This is a genomic window from Bacillus sp. FSL R5-0434, assembly GCF_038004745.1.
Classification (GTDB): Bacteria; Bacillota; Bacilli; order Bacillales; family Bacillaceae; genus Bacillus; species Bacillus halotolerans.
In genome coordinates this window covers 551,662-569,778 of the sequence record NZ_JBBORV010000001.1, presented here as the reverse complement: position 1 = coordinate 569,778, position 18,117 = coordinate 551,662, and the positions used below count along the sequence as shown (strand labels likewise).

Annotated in this window: 17 protein-coding genes and 2 pseudogenes; 7 read left to right on the top strand and 12 right to left on the bottom strand. The window is 38.4% G+C overall.

All coding sequences use genetic code 11. The features are described 5' to 3' along the window. Nucleotides 1-18: 18 nt before the first annotated feature. Nucleotides 19-1,971: a BglG family transcription antiterminator gene (locus NYE43_RS02995; protein WP_341060826.1), complete on the bottom strand. Its 1,953-nt coding sequence runs from the start codon at nt 1,969-1,971 to the stop codon at nt 19-21. Nucleotides 1,972-2,529: 558 nt separating this feature from the next. On the opposite strand from NYE43_RS02995, the gene NYE43_RS02990 reads away from it, so the two are divergent. Further along, on the top strand, nt 2,530-2,988 hold the full coding sequence (locus NYE43_RS02990) for a GNAT family N-acetyltransferase (RefSeq protein ID WP_024120349.1): 459 nt from the start codon (nt 2,530-2,532) through the stop codon (nt 2,986-2,988). Between the two features lie 138 nt (nt 2,989-3,126). Here the strand turns inward: NYE43_RS02990 and NYE43_RS02985 are convergent, their stop codons facing one another. After that, nucleotides 3,127-4,017 carry a Vgb family protein gene (locus NYE43_RS02985; RefSeq protein WP_341060824.1) on the bottom strand — a complete coding sequence of 297 codons (891 nt, stop codon included), beginning with the start codon at nt 4,015-4,017 and terminating at the stop codon, nt 3,127-3,129. 220 nt (nt 4,018-4,237) lie between these two features. Then, the gene (locus NYE43_RS02980; protein WP_024120347.1) at nt 4,238-5,110 is read right to left on the bottom strand and encodes a YitT family protein; all 873 of its coding nucleotides are present in this window, start codon (nt 5,108-5,110) and stop codon (nt 4,238-4,240) included. Between the two features lie 383 nt (nt 5,111-5,493). On the opposite strand from NYE43_RS02980, the gene NYE43_RS02975 reads away from it, so the two are divergent. Then, complete coding sequence (locus tag NYE43_RS02975) at nt 5,494-5,823, top strand: winged helix-turn-helix transcriptional regulator (protein ID WP_095714170.1); 330 nt, start codon at nt 5,494-5,496, stop codon at nt 5,821-5,823. An 83-nt stretch (nt 5,824-5,906) separates the two neighbouring features. Continuing rightward, on the top strand, nt 5,907-6,479 hold the full coding sequence (locus tag NYE43_RS02970; RefSeq protein WP_095714169.1) for an alpha/beta hydrolase: 573 nt from the start codon (nt 5,907-5,909) through the stop codon (nt 6,477-6,479). Between the two features lie 59 nt (nt 6,480-6,538). Here NYE43_RS02970 and NYE43_RS02965 read toward each other — a convergent pair. Beyond that, nucleotides 6,539-6,959: pseudogene (locus NYE43_RS02965) on the bottom strand (MaoC family dehydratase). A gap of 262 nt (nt 6,960-7,221) precedes the next feature. Then, nucleotides 7,222-8,613, bottom strand: coding sequence for a MocR-like pyridoxine biosynthesis transcription factor PdxR (pdxR, locus tag NYE43_RS02960; RefSeq protein WP_341060821.1), 1,392 nt, complete (start codon nt 8,611-8,613; stop codon nt 7,222-7,224). Between the two features lie 159 nt (nt 8,614-8,772). Between pdxR and NYE43_RS02955 the strand changes: the two genes are divergently transcribed. Beyond that, the gene (locus NYE43_RS02955; protein WP_341060819.1) at nt 8,773-9,636 is read left to right on the top strand and encodes a DMT family transporter; all 864 of its coding nucleotides are present in this window, start codon (nt 8,773-8,775) and stop codon (nt 9,634-9,636) included. 447 nt (nt 9,637-10,083) lie between these two features. On the opposite strand, the gene NYE43_RS02950 is transcribed toward NYE43_RS02955, so the two are convergent. The 5 genes from NYE43_RS02950 to NYE43_RS02930 form a co-directional block, all read right to left on the bottom strand. Continuing rightward, a complete protein-coding gene (locus NYE43_RS02950) occupies nt 10,084-10,653 on the bottom strand; it encodes a flavin reductase family protein (RefSeq protein ID WP_185848254.1) in 570 nt (189 codons plus the stop codon). Between the two features lie 577 nt (nt 10,654-11,230). Next, entirely contained in the window at nt 11,231-12,076 is an 846-nt protein-coding gene (locus tag NYE43_RS02945; protein WP_024120340.1) for a MerR family transcriptional regulator, read from the bottom strand. 737 nt (nt 12,077-12,813) lie between these two features. Then, nucleotides 12,814-13,431, bottom strand: a complete 618-nt coding sequence (locus NYE43_RS02940; RefSeq protein WP_268498529.1) for an FMN-binding negative transcriptional regulator — start codon at nt 13,429-13,431, stop codon at nt 12,814-12,816. 23 nt (nt 13,432-13,454) lie between these two features. Then, on the bottom strand, nt 13,455-13,979 hold the full coding sequence (locus NYE43_RS02935; protein WP_268498528.1) for a GNAT family N-acetyltransferase: 525 nt from the start codon (nt 13,977-13,979) through the stop codon (nt 13,455-13,457). A 19-nt stretch (nt 13,980-13,998) separates the two neighbouring features. Continuing rightward, complete coding sequence (locus NYE43_RS02930) at nt 13,999-14,451, bottom strand: MarR family winged helix-turn-helix transcriptional regulator (RefSeq protein WP_106020926.1); 453 nt, start codon at nt 14,449-14,451, stop codon at nt 13,999-14,001. 114 nt (nt 14,452-14,565) lie between these two features. Here NYE43_RS02930 and NYE43_RS02925 point away from each other — a divergent pair, with 114 nt between their 5' ends. From NYE43_RS02925 to NYE43_RS02920, 3 genes and pseudogenes are all read left to right on the top strand, one after another. Next, nucleotides 14,566-15,210: a YczE/YyaS/YitT family protein gene (locus NYE43_RS02925; RefSeq protein WP_341060814.1), complete on the top strand. Its 645-nt coding sequence runs from the start codon at nt 14,566-14,568 to the stop codon at nt 15,208-15,210. A 235-nt stretch (nt 15,211-15,445) separates the two neighbouring features. Beyond that, nucleotides 15,446-15,544: pseudogene (locus NYE43_RS21670) on the top strand (hypothetical protein); the annotation flags it as partial. A gap of 22 nt (nt 15,545-15,566) precedes the next feature. Further along, the gene (locus NYE43_RS02920) at nt 15,567-16,268 is read left to right on the top strand and encodes a hypothetical protein (protein WP_341060812.1); all 702 of its coding nucleotides are present in this window, start codon (nt 15,567-15,569) and stop codon (nt 16,266-16,268) included. Between the two features lie 210 nt (nt 16,269-16,478). Here NYE43_RS02920 and NYE43_RS02915 read toward each other — a convergent pair whose 3' ends face one another. After that, nucleotides 16,479-17,072 (bottom strand): YdeI/OmpD-associated family protein, encoded by a 594-nt coding sequence (locus NYE43_RS02915; protein ID WP_268498525.1) that lies wholly within the window; start codon nt 17,070-17,072, stop codon nt 16,479-16,481. A 515-nt stretch (nt 17,073-17,587) separates the two neighbouring features. Next, a complete protein-coding gene (locus NYE43_RS02910; RefSeq protein ID WP_268498524.1) occupies nt 17,588-18,061 on the bottom strand; it encodes a hypothetical protein in 474 nt (157 codons plus the stop codon). Between the last annotated feature and the right edge of the window lie 56 nt (nt 18,062-18,117).

Below are 18,117 nucleotides of genomic sequence, written 5' to 3'. Positions count from 1 at the left end.
GGCATCAAAGCCCCGCTTTTAATAATTCAAATAAGATAAAAATGTCATAACATTTGTTTCTTTCGTCAGCTTATGAATGAATGCCGGCTGCTCGCATAGATATGACAGTTCATGGAACAATTGCTTTGTCATGTTTTGATCCTCGTGTTTGACAGCCAGCATAAAGACGAGCGACACTTTTTCAGCCCCCCAATCAAGCGGCTCTTTTAATGTGGCAATCGCAATGGCTGATTGTTTAATCAATTTAGAGTTTGCATGAGGAATCGCAATGCCAGCCCCAATGTTTGTCGCCGACATTTTTTCTCTCATCACAGCATGAATGGCATACTCCTTCTCCACATAGCCTTTCTCGTATAAAACCATTGCCATTTGTTCAATCAGCTTATAGCGATGAACTGACTCTTGCTGCAAAAAAACTAAGAAAGGAGTCGTATTGTTCAGCATCTTAAACGTTTTTTGTGTTTGGCGTTGGGATTCGTCAACCTGATCCATAAATACACTTAGTTTCTTCTCATCAGAAGGCTCCAACAGCGGTGATACAACAATATGAGGAATCGGCACATGTTCCAGCGCTATCGTGGAAATGACAAGATCTATGTCCCTATGCTTTGTTGTGTAATCTGCTAAATCAGCTTTTGCAATACAGGCCTTCACAGCGATTTGATGAAATTTCCGTTCAATTTTTGTCCGCAGCAATTGTGACATTCCAATGCCCATGTGGCAGACGATGATTGCCTTTTTACGCTTCTCGCTGCTGTGGTGCAAACGTTCGACCGCAGCTTGAAAATGCAATGTCAGATAAGCGGCCTCTTCCTCAGGAATAGAAAGAGCAAACGTTTGATTGATGTCTTCCAGAACGTCAATGATCATATGAAACAGATAGGGGTACATTTTTTTTATGTCATTTAGCATTGGATTTGATACAGAAAGATCGTAATTCAGCCGGTTTAGCACTGTGTTAAGATGGATGTTCAATCCATTGACCAAATCCTGATCATTATGAAAATCAAGCATTTTCAGCTCTGACACACGATCGATTAAATACCGCACAACCATGGGAAGCAAGGGATTTTCTAGAACCTTTTTTTCTTCTCCCCGAGATCGAAAACGAACTTTTCCGCCCAGTATATGGAGCGTTAAATACACGGCTTCTTCTCTAGGGAAGCGGATGGCAAAAACCGCTTCCAGCCGTTTTAAACATGTCATTGCCCATTGATATTCTATCTTCTTTTCTACTGCTGCCATTTCTGTTGGCGAAATCGAGATGGGCTGCTTCATTTTGATCCGGCGTATCATCAGCAATGTATGCAATAATAGATTCTCGAACGTTTCATCTGTGAAATAGATAGAATGGTGCTTTTGCAATGTTTTGAATTCATTCGACACACATTTCACTTCATGACTTAAGAACTTGCTTTTGATAAATTGACTTGTAAACTCTGGGTTATCAATCAAATCAGAGATTCTGGCTAAGGCTTTTCTTTTATTTCTTTCATTTCCTTCAATCTTTAAACCGAGCCGCTGCTTTGACACCAATTTGAGATCAAATCGCTTCAGCCACTCTTCAATTTCATGTAAATCCCTTTTGATGGAAGACTTATTCAAAAAATGCTGAGCGGCAATTTCTTTTGCTGAAACATGTTTTGGGTTCATTAATAATTGATAAGCGATTTGCAGAATTCTTTCTTCATCGGACTGGTGCTTTGAGCCAAAATGTTCAGTACCTAATTGTTGAGTTAACCGGGCCCTTTCATGTTCTTCTATATTTAAATAGACACCTAATCCTGGTTTGCGAATGAGCTGAGCAGGAGAATGTTCATGCAGATAACCTTCGATCGTTTTCAGATCGTTCCTGATCGTTTTTTCAGAACACTTTACCCTGTCGGCGAAATCTTGCACGACTAAATAGTCATCAGGTTCAGATAACAACAGATACAAAATGTCTTTTTGTCTAGTATTCATGTATCTCATCTGTTTTTCTATCCTTCCTGTGTTTCACTCAAATGATGTACGATAGTATAAGTATACTACATAGGAAACCGCTTACATTATAAAGTAAAATAACCACGCTAAAAGTTTTGTTTTTTACCGAAACTTCCGGAAAAATTGGATTTATGCGCAGAAAATTCACCTGTTCATTCATTAAAAAGAAGATACTCTCCATAAAAGATTGCACAGGACAAGCTTCAATCAAGATGAATTTCATTTAAGTAAATAAGTACTAATTTATGAACGAGCACGTAGTGTATTGCATGACCTCCCATACAGTTTTACAAAAAAAGACAGCTCCTCAGCTGCCGCGACAAAAATATAAAATTACAAGAATTCTTCTACTGAAAAAGTGATGTTAGATGAGTATCAGGGCTATGAAAAGTATTTAATTAAAGGTTTTGTGCAAATTGTAAAGTAAGGGGATTAACTACAGAACTCATTGTTCCTTACAAGACTACATGATGTGGATGAAAGCGTAACAATTTATCTGAAAAATCTTATATCCTTACCAGAAAAAGAGAAAAAAGGGGAATGACTATGAATATTGAGATAAAGGCGGTAACTGAAGAGAATCGTGAATCTATTCTGTCTCTTCATGTTCACAAAAGCCAAATATCATATATAGAATCAACCAAGCAATGTCTAGAGGATGCATCAGAATGTCAGTATTATAAACCTGCTGGACTTTATTACGAAGGAGAGTTAGTCGGTTTTGCTATGTATGGATGGTTTCCTGAGTTTGATGAAGAAAATAAAAACGGCAGAGTGTGGCTTGACCGATTTTTCATTGACGAGCGTTTTCAAGGTCAAGGATTAGGGAGCATGATGCTTGAAGCTCTTATTCATCACCTTGCTGAGCAATATACATGTAACAGAATTTATTTAAGCATTTTTGAGAACAACATTCATGCTTTGCGCCTGTATCAAAAATTCGGTTTTACATTTAATGGTGAGCTCGATTTTAACGGCGAGAAGGTCATGGTAAAAGAGCTATAAGTACTTAAGCTGTTGAAAAGCTATATTGACGAGACTTCGGTTCATGTAACATTATGGCGTTTTATGCAAATGAAAAAGCATACGATGTTCTTGGTATGCTTTTTAAATCCTCTATGTTATTCTTTCAGCACTTTCTCTTTATTTCAGTAAACGCAGCTTTCCGATTTTATTACACTCTAATGCGAACCATACGCAGCCTTCTTTGTCACAGCCAATTCCGTGAGGTTCGCCATTAGGGGTTTGGATTGTATATTCTTCAAAGGTTCTCTCTTTCGTTAACCTTCCTATTTTATTTGCTCCCCATTCAGTGAACCATAAATCCGATTCGACTCCCGCAGCAATAGCATGAGGCCGGGCATTTGGTGTAGGAATATCATATTCCGTTATTTCGCCGGACATCGTGATCTTTCCTATTTTATTTCCCATTATTTCTGTAAACCAAAGGGCACCATCATTTCCGTTGGCAAGACCTACTGGTGCTGCTCCCGGTGTTGGGATTGGGTATTCCGTTATTTCTCCTGATCGAGTTATCTTGCCGATCGCATTGTTTTGGTTTTCAGTGAACCAAAGTGAGTCATCGGGCCCCAACGTAATAAAAGAAGGATATGATTCTTCATTCGGCAGTTCGTATCCATGAATCACCCCTTCTGCTGTCAATCTCCCTATGCGATTTCCATTCATTTCAGTAAACCAAATATCACCGTGAAGACCTTCAGTAATTCCATATGGCGCTGAATTTGGATGGGGTAATGGGTACTCTGTAAATATGCCCTTTTCTGAAAGCCTTCCAATTTTATCAGTCCCATTTTCAGTAAACCAAATATCACCTATTGAAGATATGGTCAAACACAGCACTCGTGCATCAGGAGTTGGAACAATACATTCTTTGATTGTTCCATCTTGATGAAGACAACTGATTTTATTTGCTTTATGTTGAGTAAACCATACATTTCCTTCACGAGAGACCGCTATCCCATAAGGACCAGAATCCGCTTGTAACATATCTATTTCTTGCAGCTCAATATTCAAATAAATCCCCCCCATTTAAGCATAACCTGATACAAAAAAGCCTCCTATTCTCATTATACGAGACAGGAGGCAATGGAATTCCAGTACAGACTTTAACATACTGACTTGCTGGTTACCTTATTTTCTGAGCGTGAAGACAAAAACAATTTAATATAAAATTTCTGAGACTTATCATTTTAAAAGCGGTATCTCGCTTTTGGGTTAGAAGTTGTGTTTTTCTCTAATGACTCGTATGTCTTCTAAAATTACTGCCCTTCACTTCAGCTACGTCATATACGGTAACAAAGGCATTTTTATCAATTTCATTAATAATTTCCTTTAGTTTTGTTTCTTCAAGGCGGTTGATGACACATGTGATTTCTTTAAATTTCTCGTGGGAAAAACCCCCATAAGCTTCTTTATAGGTAGCACTTCGACCTAACTGATCACGTATTGTCTCTACCATTAATTCAGGCTGGGTTGAAATAATTTGAAAGGTTTTAGAACCACTTAAGCCTTCCTCAACGATATGTATAACTTTAGACGCAATGTAGTAAGCAATGACTGACAGTAATGCCCCTTGTAAGCCAAATACAATGGATACAAAAATAAACACAAAAAGGTTTAAGAATAAAATGAGATCGCTCGTTCCAAATGGCAATTTTCGAGATAGCAGCACAGCGAGCATATCAATTCCATCCAATGCGCCGCCGTTACGTAACGCTAACCCCATTCCCAATCCAAGGATAATCCCGCCAACAACGGTTATTAAAAGGGTGTCCCCCTCTATGATGGCTGGCGTGTGGTGGAAAAACATTGTGCCAGCGGCAAGTGATACGATTCCGATAATGGATAATAATGCAAAGTCTTTCCCAATTTGCTTATATCCTAACCAGACAAATGGGATATTTAAAGCTGCGATAAGGACCCCTAATGGCAAATCAAATAGCTGTGAACCAACGATACTAAGGCCTGTCACCCCTCCATCAGACACACTGTTTGGAATCAATACGGTTTCCAGTCCATATGCCGCTATAATTCCTCCAATAATAACCATTATGACTTGCAGAATCATTTTCGCTTTAAATTTTTTATGTTTTTTGACTGTATACATACCATTCCTCATTTCTCAAATATTTCGTTATATTTAACTATACTATAATAGATATTTTCAGCTAAAAACATCGTTTTTTTCAAATAAAGTAATTAACAGTAAGATTACCCTCTTTGACTTGGAACATTCAATTTGCCCGTGCCGTCTGTCGAACAAATCGCCCTTTCAGTTCAGATCGTGAATCAGGTCACAAATATCATTTGATGCAAGCTCTGACAGATTATGCTTCAACCCTGGCCAATAACTAGCAAGATCCTTGGTTTCATGTTCGCATCCGAGAGAACGTGAGCCGCCTCAGATTTACCCGCCAGGCCCCTCAAACTTCAACACCGAAATTCCTGATTTATTCTGTTATTATACTTTAAAAAGGAGGTTTGATTACAATGAATAGCCTGTGCCGCAGTAAACAAGCCCCATTTGAATACACCTTATCTCTTATAGGGGGCAAATGGAAAATGAGAATTCTCTATGAGTTAGGGTGTGAAAAAACGATGAGATACGGCGAGCTGAAAAGGGCTATGCCCTTCATCACCCATAAAATGTTAAGCGCACAGCTTAAGGAATTACAAACTGACGGCCTTATTCATCGGTCTGAGGTCTCTCAAGTCCCACTGAAAGTAGAGTATTCGTTATCTGACAGAGGGCGATCTTTGTATCCCCTCATAGATGAAATGTGTAAGTGGGGAATGGCACAAGGAATGCCTCATATGTAAAAGCTACTTACAAAAAAGTGCGTACTTGTTTCCCAATGAGAGGAATTTTATACTGAATGAAAATACTTCGTTTGGAGGAAAAAATGACAAAACAAGTCTATATCATTCATGGCTACAGAGCCTCCTCAACAAATCATTGGTTCCCTTGGCTGAAAAAACGTCTGCTCGCAGATGGGGTCCAAGCAGACATTTTAAACATGCCTCATCCGCTCGAGCCAAGACTTGATGATTGGCTGGATACACTCTCTTTTTATCAACACACTTTAGATGAAAATACGTATTTGGTTGCGCACAGCCTAGGGTGCCCCGCCATTTTAAGATTTTTGGAACATATTCAATTACGAAAACAGCTTGGCGGAATCATACTGGTTTCCGGCTTTGCCAAATCATTGCCCACTTTAAAGATGTTAGATGAATTTACACAGGGATCGTTTGATCATCAAAAAATCATCGAGACCGCGAAGCACCGCGCTGTCATTGCTTCTAAGAACGACCAAATTGTTCCATTTTCATGGAGCAAGGAGCTGGCACAACAAATTGACGCTGCGTTATACGAAGTCCAGCACGGGGGTCATTTTTTAGAAAATGAGGGTTTTACTTCTTTGCCTATTGTTTATGATGTGTTAACCTCTTATTTTTCAAAAGAAACTCGCTAAAGTCTTTCACACATCAGCTTATTCAATCGAGCCCGCTTTAGGAAAGCGGGCTTTCTGAGTTATTGCTTCATCAATACCGATAACTCACCTTCAAATACTTTTTCTTCTTTTTGATTATAAGTAGATAACAATACAGTGAGGATTCCCAATTCATTTCTCTTTGGCTGCTTATCAAGCACCTCAACGATTGTATGCAGTTCATCATCTGGAAAAACGGGTTTTATGAATGTAATATGATTCATTTCTGTTCCGGCTATCACAGCGTCTCCATACAAACCTTCTTCAATCCAAAGTTTAAAAGAAATGGCCAGTGTTTGTGTGCCAGAAGCGATAATTCCATTAAATCTGCCCTTATTCGCTTTTTCTTCATCTACATGCATATATTGAGGGTCCACTTGCAAACCGCATAATATCATCTTTTGTTAATGTTAAAGATTTCGTTTTGAATACCTGACCGATTGTAAACTCATCTAACTTCATTCTTACACCTCTATTTTGTCATTTGTGTACTTGTTTATTGTAGCACTGACATGAGCAAATAAAAAAATCTCACTTAAAGCTTCATCAATTGCCTATCATCTGAAGTATTTGATGCTGAAGAAGGTTCATATAGGAGTATCCAGTCAAAAAGCATTCAAAACTTATCAGGAGCGGGAGACTGAGGGCCACTTATATCTTCAGTATTTTCATTCATAGCTGGGGATATTTTAAAAGCCATCATCTCCTAATGACTCCTGACCTCTCATATCCTCCAAGCAGCTTTCAGCTTTTTTATGCCTTCTCGTATGTCAACTTCAGAAACCCCTGCAAATCCCAGTGAGACAGTTTTTGCAGGAGGATGTTTTTTATAAGAAAGAGAAACCGGATAAATTTTCACTCCATATTCCTTTGCCTTCTCAATTAACTCTTTTTCACTGAATGGCAAGAAAACGTCTAGTAAGATACGAAGTCCAGAATTTTCCCCGCGAATCCTGACGTGTTTTCCTAATTCTTTTTGCACAGTCTCTAATAAAATGGCCCTTTTTTTTCGATATAGCTTTCTCATTCTGTTGATGTGTTTTTGCCACTCTCCATTTTTTATAAATTGAGCCAGCGTCAGCTGACTGTGGCAGGACACTGTTTGCTTATATAAAGAAGTGATGTCATGGCCTTTTTTTAAAAGAGGCGAAGGGAGAATCATATAGCTGATACGCAGCGAAGGAAGAAGAGATTTGGAAAAGGTGCCCATATAAATGACACGGTTATGCTGGTCAAGCCCTTGCAAGGATGGGACCGGCTGTCCTGTGTATCTGAATTCCCCGTCATAATCGTCCTCTATGATGAATGATTGATTTTCTGCCGCCCATTTGAGCAGCTGCATTCTTCTGTTAATCGTCATGATTGTTCCCAGCGTAAATTGATGAGAAGGTGTGACATATACAAGGTGTGGCTGCTGTTCTTTGATCTTTTGTATACAAATCCCTTCATCGTCGACCGGTATAGGAACGATATTCATACGATTGGCTTCAAAAATCTTCCGAGCTCTTGGATAACCCGGATCCTCATATCCTATGAAAATATCCGCTTCAAAAACCTGGCACAAGATTTGCAGAAGAAAAGGGTTTCCGGCACCTATGATCACTTGTTCAGGGACACAATGAACTCCGCGTGATTGATACAGATACTCTGCAATAAGTGTTCTCAGCTCAAGCTCCCCTAAAGCATTTCCTGGCCGATATAGCTCGTGGCCATATTGGTCTAAACTATTGACCATACTTTTTCTCCAAGCGGAAAAAGGGAAGTGAGAAGAATCTACATTTCCATAGTGAAAATCAATCCATTGTTCATTTTCTTGCGCTTTTTTTCTCGCTGATGATGTGCTAAGCATTTTACTATGGACAAAATCAGCATTATTATAATCAGCAAACCATCCGCTTCTTGGCTTGCTCACAATATAGCCTTCGGCAGCAAGCTGTTCATAGGCACGTTCTACAGTCGTGTGACTGATGGAAAGCTGACTCGCCAGGAGCCTCTTTGATGGCAGTTTCATTCCTTTTCGAATACGCCCCTGATGCATGTTTTCTTTGAAATATTGATAAAGCTGCTGATAAAGCGGAATATCCAGATTTCTATCTAAAAAGGGTGTGATATCCATTTGCGCGCTTCCCCTAACTGGTATGCGTTTTTTTATGAAAGAAAACTGGCTGTTTTTAAAAGGTCAATTACAGTTTATAGTCATTGTAATCCTTAAATACAGGTTTTGACAGAGAAAAAATGATCTTGTGAGAAGAAACATATGATGGAGTGATTGTAAATGAACAAAGCAACAAATGGCTGGATGAATGGTTTTCTCGGGGTGCTCATTTTCAGTGGATCGCTGCCTGCGACCCGCTTGGCTGTGGCGGACTTCGATCCGTTGTTCCTCACCGTATGCCGCGCTGCAATAGCTGGTGTATTGGCCGGGGCGCTCCTTCTCATCTTCCGGCAGCAGCGACCCGCCAAAGGTGACATAACTGCGCTATTGGTGGTAGCGTTCGGCGTGGTGGTCGGTTTCCCATTGCTGACAGCCTTGGCACTTCAGTATGTCACATCCGCCCATGCCATTGTTTTCATTGGGCTTCTTCCGCTCGCGACGGCGATCTTCGGCGTACTGCGCGGAGGGGAACGCCCCCGGCCAGCTTTCTGGATTTTCTCAGCTGCAGGCAGCTTACTAGTAGCAGGATTCGCCCTCATCCAAGGCGGAGAATCTTCCCCGATCGGCGACGCGTACATGCTGGCTTCTATCGTCGTATGCGGGCTCGGTTATGCAGAAGGGGCCCGTCTCTCACGGCGCCTGGGAAACTGGCAGGTGATCTCTTGGGCTCTCGTTCTGTCGCTACCTCTTATGCTGCCATTGTCATTTTATTTTACGCCAAGCTCATGGTCGGGCGTCGGCGTTCCTGCACTGCTCAGTCTTGCGTATGTATCCTTATTCAGCATGCTGATTGGCTTCGTGTTCTGGTATCGTGGTCTCGCACAAGGCGGTATTGCGGCGGTTGGACAGCTGCAGCTTCTCCAGCCCTTCTTTGGACTGCTGCTTGCCTCAGTGATTCTGCACGAGAAAGTGGGCTGGGCACTGGTAGCAGTGAATATCGCCGTTATATTGTGCGTGGCAGCTGCTCGGCGATTCGCAAAGTAAGATAGACTCATCAAAAACGGGGAAAACCTTTGTTTATTCCATTTCACTTTAACTGAATGTTGTAACGAGTGAAACAAAAAGGAAAAAACTGCAAAAGCTAAAGAGAACATTAAAAAATACCAGGGGTGTCTACAACCCTTGGTATCTTTGATGCGGCCGAGAGACTTGAACCTTCATGGATTATTCACCTACTAGGCCCCTAAATCAAAGCTTATTTTCTTTACACTCCGTATATTCACTTTCCCATCATTTCTATATGTTTATATGAAATGCGATTTAAAAAATGGAGTCGGTAACGGGTATTTAATCAGTAAAATACGTTTACTGTTACGTCATTTATTGCTTCATCACCTCATCTAAAAGCATATATTGAGGGTCAAATTCTATCGCAAACCGCGCATGAGCATGTATGCAACGTAACAATGAAGGTGGAGGAACCTGATTGTTTCAATCAGCTTTGGAATCAAATGCGTGCTGACGTTCCTCTGCTTTACAATTTAATATTCGGTAGCTGGACTTTCCAATATGAAGCGGAATATCCAACTTTTCTAAATTTGGCATTCCATTTCTTAAGAAAAGCTCTTTATCTTGATATCTCTGTAAAACTTCTCCCACAATCCACTCTTGATCGCCCAAAGTGGACATACTGTGTACTTTACACTCATAAGCAAAATACGCATCAGTTAAAATCGGTATCTCAGCTTTTAATCCTTCTTCGGATTGAATATTAAATTCTTCAAACTTATTGATATCTCTGCCACTATGGGTGCCTAAAGCTTGAATTAATTCCGAACATCTCCCTGGAAGAAAATTCACACCGAAAACACCACTTTTCTCAATCATTTTGTACGTATATGTCTCTTTGTTTACTGATATCCCATACATTCCTGGAGAAGATCCGATATACGTATGCCACCCGGAAGCCATTGCGTTTTTTTCGCCTTCATATTGAGCCGTAACTACAGCTACCATTCCAGGGTAGGCGTACCAAATTGGTTCATCTACCGGTGCTCTCATATTCATCACTCCTTTTTTAGATTCATTTTTTATTAGGATTTGAGATACGATAAAACGTGTTTCAACGTAAAGCTAAAGCAGCATGCACAGCTCTAATATGATTCACTGCATTGTTATGATGAATCTATCTTCCTTCACTACAGCCGTAGCGATAACGTCAGGGTGTGAATCAACCCATAACAAAGCAGTATCTCCATCGTATGTTTCGTTTAAGGATGCAAAAGGAGCAAGTTCTGCACTCGCCGCCAAGAACGATAATAATACGATCAGGCCTGTGCTTATGAATTAAGCTTTTGGCAGATCAAGCTCGCTTTAATAAAACACTCCTACCAACAATCCCCTGCTCTTTTTCAAGGCTCGCACCAAAATCGACAGGCACTTCTTCAAATGGACCTTTCGTTTTAAGGTGCAAGCCAGTTAATAAATGGGCTCTCAGTACATGACGGTTGGTTTCCGACTTGCCATTGCGTCACGAGTAACCGAAGCATCTTGTCATCTTATACATCCTCCCTTTCAAATATTCATAAGAAGATGCACAAATCATAAACCCTATAGCAACTATAGGGTCAAGAATTAGTTATTTTTTTAGCACCCTTAATTCTGTAAGGAAGTTTTCTTCTCTTAATGAGTGAAAGTCGATTGGAAGAGAAACTTGATATACTTTTCCATCTGTTTGGATGCCATGAGATTCAATATATTGATAAAGCTTACGATAATATTCATCATAATTTTTTGCAGACCAATCAAATGCGATACATACATATTCACCGGACGGGATCGTGTCTAGCGTTATGTTTTTTTCTCCTATGTCTATCTCTTTTCCATTGCGAACAGTCGTATAAATACTGTTGCAATAAATTTCACGAGAATCCTTATAGGGCTTGAAAGCATAAATGAATCCATAATAGTTATCTACTACATCTCCTATTTTTTCTACAACATCAGCCAGCTTTCTGTAATACAAATCTGATTGATGATGAGGATTAACTCGAGGCGTCTCCACTTTTATTATTGTTTGTTCATCTATATAACGAAAATAAACGAAACCTTCATCTTTTTTATTGCATATGTCTACTTGTTCATTAAGCTGATTCCTTCTTCTATGAAGTAATTGCCGGGCACGTTCGAGTTTTTCCATTTCTTGCACAATCATGTTTTCTTGCTCCTCAAGAAAGTGTTGCATATGTTCAGGGGTACAAGTATTTGAGCTGAAACGCTTGATTTCTTCCAGAGGTGTTCTAATATATTTTAGATACTTGATAATATCTAAATAAAAGAACTGTTTCACATGGTAATATCGATAGCCATTATCCTGATCTGTATAATGAGGCTTGAAAACTCCGATCCTATCATAATAGCGCAATGTTTGAATTGAGATGTTATTGAGACGGGCTGTTTCTCCAATTGTAAAATATTCCTTCATCCATTATCATCCTTTCTATCTGTTAGCTCTTTAGAAAATCTTTCATTTGTTAACGAGAATAAATCAATCACATTTTCCAAAACGATTAAAGAAAACATCAGCTAAGTAACGTACAAAACAGGGGGAAGCATTTGTTCCCCACTGTTTTGTTTCTTTTGTTTGCAACTTGACCTACTAACCTGACGATTACTGCCATTACTAGTGTCACTTGTACAACCTTTCGAAATATTAAAAGAAGCTGCTATGCGTAAAGTGCATAAAAAAATAATACCAAAGGCAGTTAAACCCTTGGTATCATTGGGATGCGGCCGAGATGACTTGAACCTTCACGGGTTATTCACTAACAAGCCCTCATTCTGAAAGCTTATTTTCATTACACTCCGTATATTCATTTTCCGTCATTTCTATAAGTTTTTATGAATTGTGATTAGAAAATAGCGTTTTTTTGAAGTAACGCATTAAATATCAAGCTTTCGATTATTTCTCAACTAGCAAAAACATTCTTCTAAACCTGTCGTGGCAAGCGGCGACAATGTCTAAAAAATAGATAAGAGCCAAACACTTAGAGATAACGTGCCATAACTTGAATTAACGATCATCATACCGAAAGAGCCCCGCAGAAGCCTCTGCTAAAAACAGCAAGTGGTCCTTGAACCTTTCACAAGAAGGCTCTGCAGAATCAAACATTTGAGCAGTACCACGCATTCCAAAGTTCGCTAATAAAAGTGGACTTTTATTTAATCTTTTAATCTTTTTTCCATCAGTTCTGCCATTTGTTTCGAATTTGGATTTCCTTCATGTCGTAATTGATCAATGATATTCATATAATCCTTTTCATTTCGGTTCTGACTTAATTTATATGAAGCATGAATTTCTTCCACCTTCATCTTAAATCCGACAATACCTTTCAGCTGGCTTTCTAAGAGCTGAGGAGAAAGCTTATCCCATAAAACAGGACTTTCACGGTTCTTCTCGTATTTTTGCAGCAACATTGTCAGGTCATGTTTTAACTCTTCTTCGTTCAAAATGCTGGCTGTACCGTATACATGTACGGCTTGATAGTTCCACGTTGGGACATTTTCCTTTTCATACCAAGAGGAAGAGATATAAGCGTGCGGTCCCTGAAACATAACAAGCACATCTTCACAGGTTTCAAATGTTCTCCATTGAGGATTCCCATAAGCAATATGCCCCGTTATATAGTAAGTATCTCCCTCTTTCATTAACTGCAATGGCAAATGAGTTGCAATTGGTTTCCCTTGTGCTGTTGTGATAATTGTGCCAAATGAGTTGTTTTGAACAAAGTCCCAAATGTCATCTACATTTGTAACCTTATAGTATTTTGGAATATACATATAAACCCGCCTTTCATAAAAAGTTATACGAGTGTTTTGATCATGATAAAGTCTATTTGTTCTTCATCACCCATATAAAAAGAGTGGGCTCCAGTTTGAACAAACCCCATTTTCTCATAAAAAGCAATAGCATTTTCATTTTTTTCCCATACGCCTAGCCAGATTTTCTTTTTATTAGATTCCAGCGCAATTTCCACAGCTTTATTGAACAGATATTTACCAAGGCCATGTTTTTGAAATTTGTTCTTGATATAAATCCTCTCGATTTCTAGTGATTCATCACCCATTTCTTCAGACTGAGCCTCATTGGTATTGACCTTTAAATATCCAGCGACTTCATGATTAAAATAAACAAAAAAGAATTGTGAAGAGATATTAGATAATTCCTTTTCCAACTGGTTAGAATGAAACGCACTTTCCAAATAAGCTTTCATATTTTCAGGTGAATTCTGGTCTTTGAATGTATCATTGAATGTTTCAATACTTATTTCTTGGAGTATTTTTAAATCTTCATGGCTGCACTTTTTTAGTTTTACACTCTTGCTCATATATGCTCCTTTTATAAAATTAATAATCTCTCTTGTTCCCTTTTTTTACATACTCCCAGTCAACTTCTACATTTTTTCTCATTCTTTGAAGAAGGTGAAAAATGGTTTCTGCTTCTTTTTCAGAAAACCCCGCTAATGCGACATTATTCGAATGATCATTTTCTCTTTTTATAACGGGAAACACATCTTTCCCTTTTTCTGTTGGAAAGAGTTTTTTTATCTTTTTGTTATGTTCATCATCCATCTTTTCAATAAAACCGTTTATTTCGAGTTTTTTTATCGCACGAGCTGCGGTTGTTCGGTCTACTTTAATCATTTCAGCTAACTTTTCTTGAATGATTCCTGGGTTTTCACATATTCGGACAAGGTACAAATACTGCCCTTTTGTGAGGTTATATTCTTTAAATTCTATATTGCTTATCGAATCTAATGCCCTGGCAATCATTCCGATTTCGCGAAGAATTTCCTTCATCATGACCTCCTTAGTGCATACCTTTGTTGCAAATACAATAAAAATGACTTATATTGAATATATCTTAACTTTGTTGTATTTGCAATAAAAATAACGAAAAAGAGGTCGAGTAAAGTGAAATATACTTTTTATGTATTAGGAATTTTCATTTTAACTCTTGGTATTTCCTTCACTATCCAATCAGACCTTGGAACTTCACCCTTTGATGCAGTTGTGGTAGGACTGTCTAAAAATGTGGGGCTTACAGTGGGAAGCTGGGAAATCATAATAGCGTTCATATTGATATGCTGTAATTCAATTTTAAATAGACAAAGACCGGAAGTTTTGGGGATGTTAACAGCATTTATAACGGGGATTGGGATTGATATGTGGCTTTTTTTATTGCACAATTTGATAACACCTGACCTATGGTTCAGCAAAGTGATTTGTTTTGGAATCGGCTTAGTCGTTATAGGATTAGGAACTGCAACCTATTTGCACACAAATTTTGCACCAATTCCAGTTGACCGATTAACATTAATCATTAAAGACTTAACTAGAACAAATATCTTTTTTTCGAGAACGTTCATTTATGTCGTATTCTTGATAGTTGCAATGATTTTAAATGGGCCAGTTGGCGTAGGGACTTTATTAACCGTTTGTTTAGGAGGAATAATCCTTAATGCCTTTATGCCATTTACAGAACAAATATTAGACCGCATATTCACACACTCTAGTACATCACCACATGATGACAAAAATAAAAAGCATTCAATATAGTCTGCTTCATGTAAAGAGAAAGTGTTTTTTTATTTTCGCAGTTTCTAGACCACAAAGATAAGATAGGGGATTCCTCAATGAAGTCACCCGCATACAGTGTGGCCATCATTTCAAAAAGCTGTCTAGATTTATTCGATTGAGCTAACATTCGTTACCTCTCCTTGAACAATTTTTTCGAACTTTCATATCTATTCCATGGTAATATTTAGATATAACTAACTGAAAGGATTGGACAATGATGGGATTTGAAGCTAAGTCTTTGTTATCTGAAGCTGAAAACCGAAAAAAAGATTATAAAAAACTGATTAAGCTAAGAAAAGCATGTAAGGCTGTTGATAATGGTGAGGGATGAAATAATGAAGAAACTGAGAAATATTTTTTATTGCAATGTTGTCCTGATGCTGCTCGTCTTATTGCTCGTTGGATGTATGGGCGGTAAGGAAGAAAAATCAAATAATGATTCTAGATTACAATCTGAAGAAAATAATAATGAGACTGAAGATAGCAACCAAATAGCTAAGGATGAATCAGAGGCAACTACAGGATCAGAAAAATCCGTAACAAAGAGTTCAAATGAAAATGCTTTAACAGAATCCTCAACGGATGAATCAAAAGAAACCTCTTCAGAAGGAGAAAAAAACGAGTCGAACAGCGAAAAAGACAATGTATTGGCGGAATATTCTTCTGAGCAAATCGAATATGCCAGAGTTTGGTTGCAGCTTGGAGCAAATCAAGAGATAGATGAACTGAATGTTCAACATATTTCGGCTGGCGAACCAATCAATCCGAATGATGACACCAGTGCTGGCTATCCGGAAGATGTTATCCAGTTAGCAGGCTCTCGTTTAGTGGATGGATCAGTAACTTATAGCGGTAATGGCGATGGCAACATTAAAGTATACAATGTTCCTTTACGCTGGGATTCCTCTGATGATGTAAGTAAAGGCGTAATGCGGGAAGTGACTGAGGATATAATAAAAAATGTAAAAACAGTGCACGTTGATACAGGAGACAGTGAAAAAATAAAACGCCTCATTGACATAATGGCTATTCATTAATCAGTAATCGTTTTATTCTAACGAAAATGCCAAACAAAATAAGGGACGGTTCTTTCATGCATTGAACCGCCCCTCTGTATTTTTTTCTGACACAAGAAATACCAAGGGACTCAAAACTCTTGGTATCACGGTTGCCCTTCATCCTTCATGCTTCTTTCATGACAGATTCATAGAAATCTCACTTAGCAAAATGCCTTCCTGACGAATATACTAATCCTTTAATCCCTTTCCATCGAGAATTTTCTTCATATATTTTTCAACCCTTGACTCTCGAGTTTTGGATTGTTTGGCTTGAGAAAAATAAAGAATGTAAGCTCTTTGCCGTCCCGGGGTCAATGCTTCAAAAGCCGTTTTCAAGGCAGGAATTTCATCGAATTTATGTTGAAGTTCCTCTGGAATGATGTATTCTGTATTCTTTTTAACATTCACTTCCAAACCGGCTTTTTCAACTTCAATGGCTTCATTAATATAGGCTTTCAAGATGGTTTCCATTTCAGCTATTTCTTGAACATTGGTGAACCGAATCTGGCGAGCCGCCTGTACATTCTCCGTTTGTTGGATGAGAATCCCATGAGGATCCTGTAACAAGGCGCCTTTGTGAAACAGAAGCGCACAATATTCTTTAAATCCATGTATTAAAACGACGTTTTTTTTATGAAACGTATAACAAGGATGCATCCACTTAAATTCTTCAGTCAGCTCACAGTCAAGAACGATATTTCTCAACCGCTCATATTCTTCCTTCCACTTTTCAGCTTTACTTAAAAATTCATCAACCTTAGGATTCGTTCTGCTATTTGTCATCAGGACCCCCTCTTTTCCAAACAGTTTGTTTTTTCATTACGTTAGATTCACCGGTTTAATCGGCTCTTCGCCCATCACGCTCTTGATTTTTCTTCATCCCCTTCCCCTTAATTGGTATTTTTGACATCACGGTATTTGTTTTATTCTCCTATCAGCAATGATATAGGTTCCGTCTTTATATGTATTCATAGATTAAGCTTAAGACGAAGTTTATGCAACAATAAAAAAAGACTCTGACAAGCTATTATAACAACGACAATAGATGTTTATGTTTCCCCAACAAACAACGAGAAACTGCTGACCGTTTAAATGACTTACAGGTTAGGTAAGTCCAGCAGTAGACAATTTCAAAACAAGCACAAAAAAAGACCAAGCAGTCAAAGCCCTTGGTATCATTGATGTTTACTTAGGAACAACCCTCAGTTAAGGTGAAAAATTAAGATGAAACAAGATAAAAGCAAACGCTTATACTTGATTTAATAATATTTTTCTATTCCTATGAGAGTATTTTAGCTTTATCCTAAACTTAAAATTCTTTTTATTACATTAGGAATAACAAATGACCGTTTGATTTCTTTATTTACTTGAATAATGTCTTTTTGTGTTTTCCCATTCTCTTCCCAAGTGACTTCTACCTGATAATCATTGGTCGTATTTGGTGGATCTCCCATTATCGCTACTGCTATTTCTTTTGCATTCTTAGGTTCATCTGTTGCGTCACCTGATGCCTCAACAACACCATTTTCTTTAAACACAACCTCTTTTACTGAAAACTCAGAATCCCTTTTCCATGTAATATGAACCGCCCATAAGTCTTGCCTTGCAAGATCTATGTCTTTTTCAGGAGAATAGATAACACTCCATTTTCCATCTTTTGAATTACCCTTCAATATAGGAGGTTGGTGGCTGCCAGCATAAATAAACCATGCTAAAAAAACTAGCAGTGCAGCAGAACAAATAATTGCTAAAAAAAACTTACTTTTTTTCATTTTTAACTCCAATCTTTCTATGTAATAAATAGGATGTAAACTTATTATATTCTAAT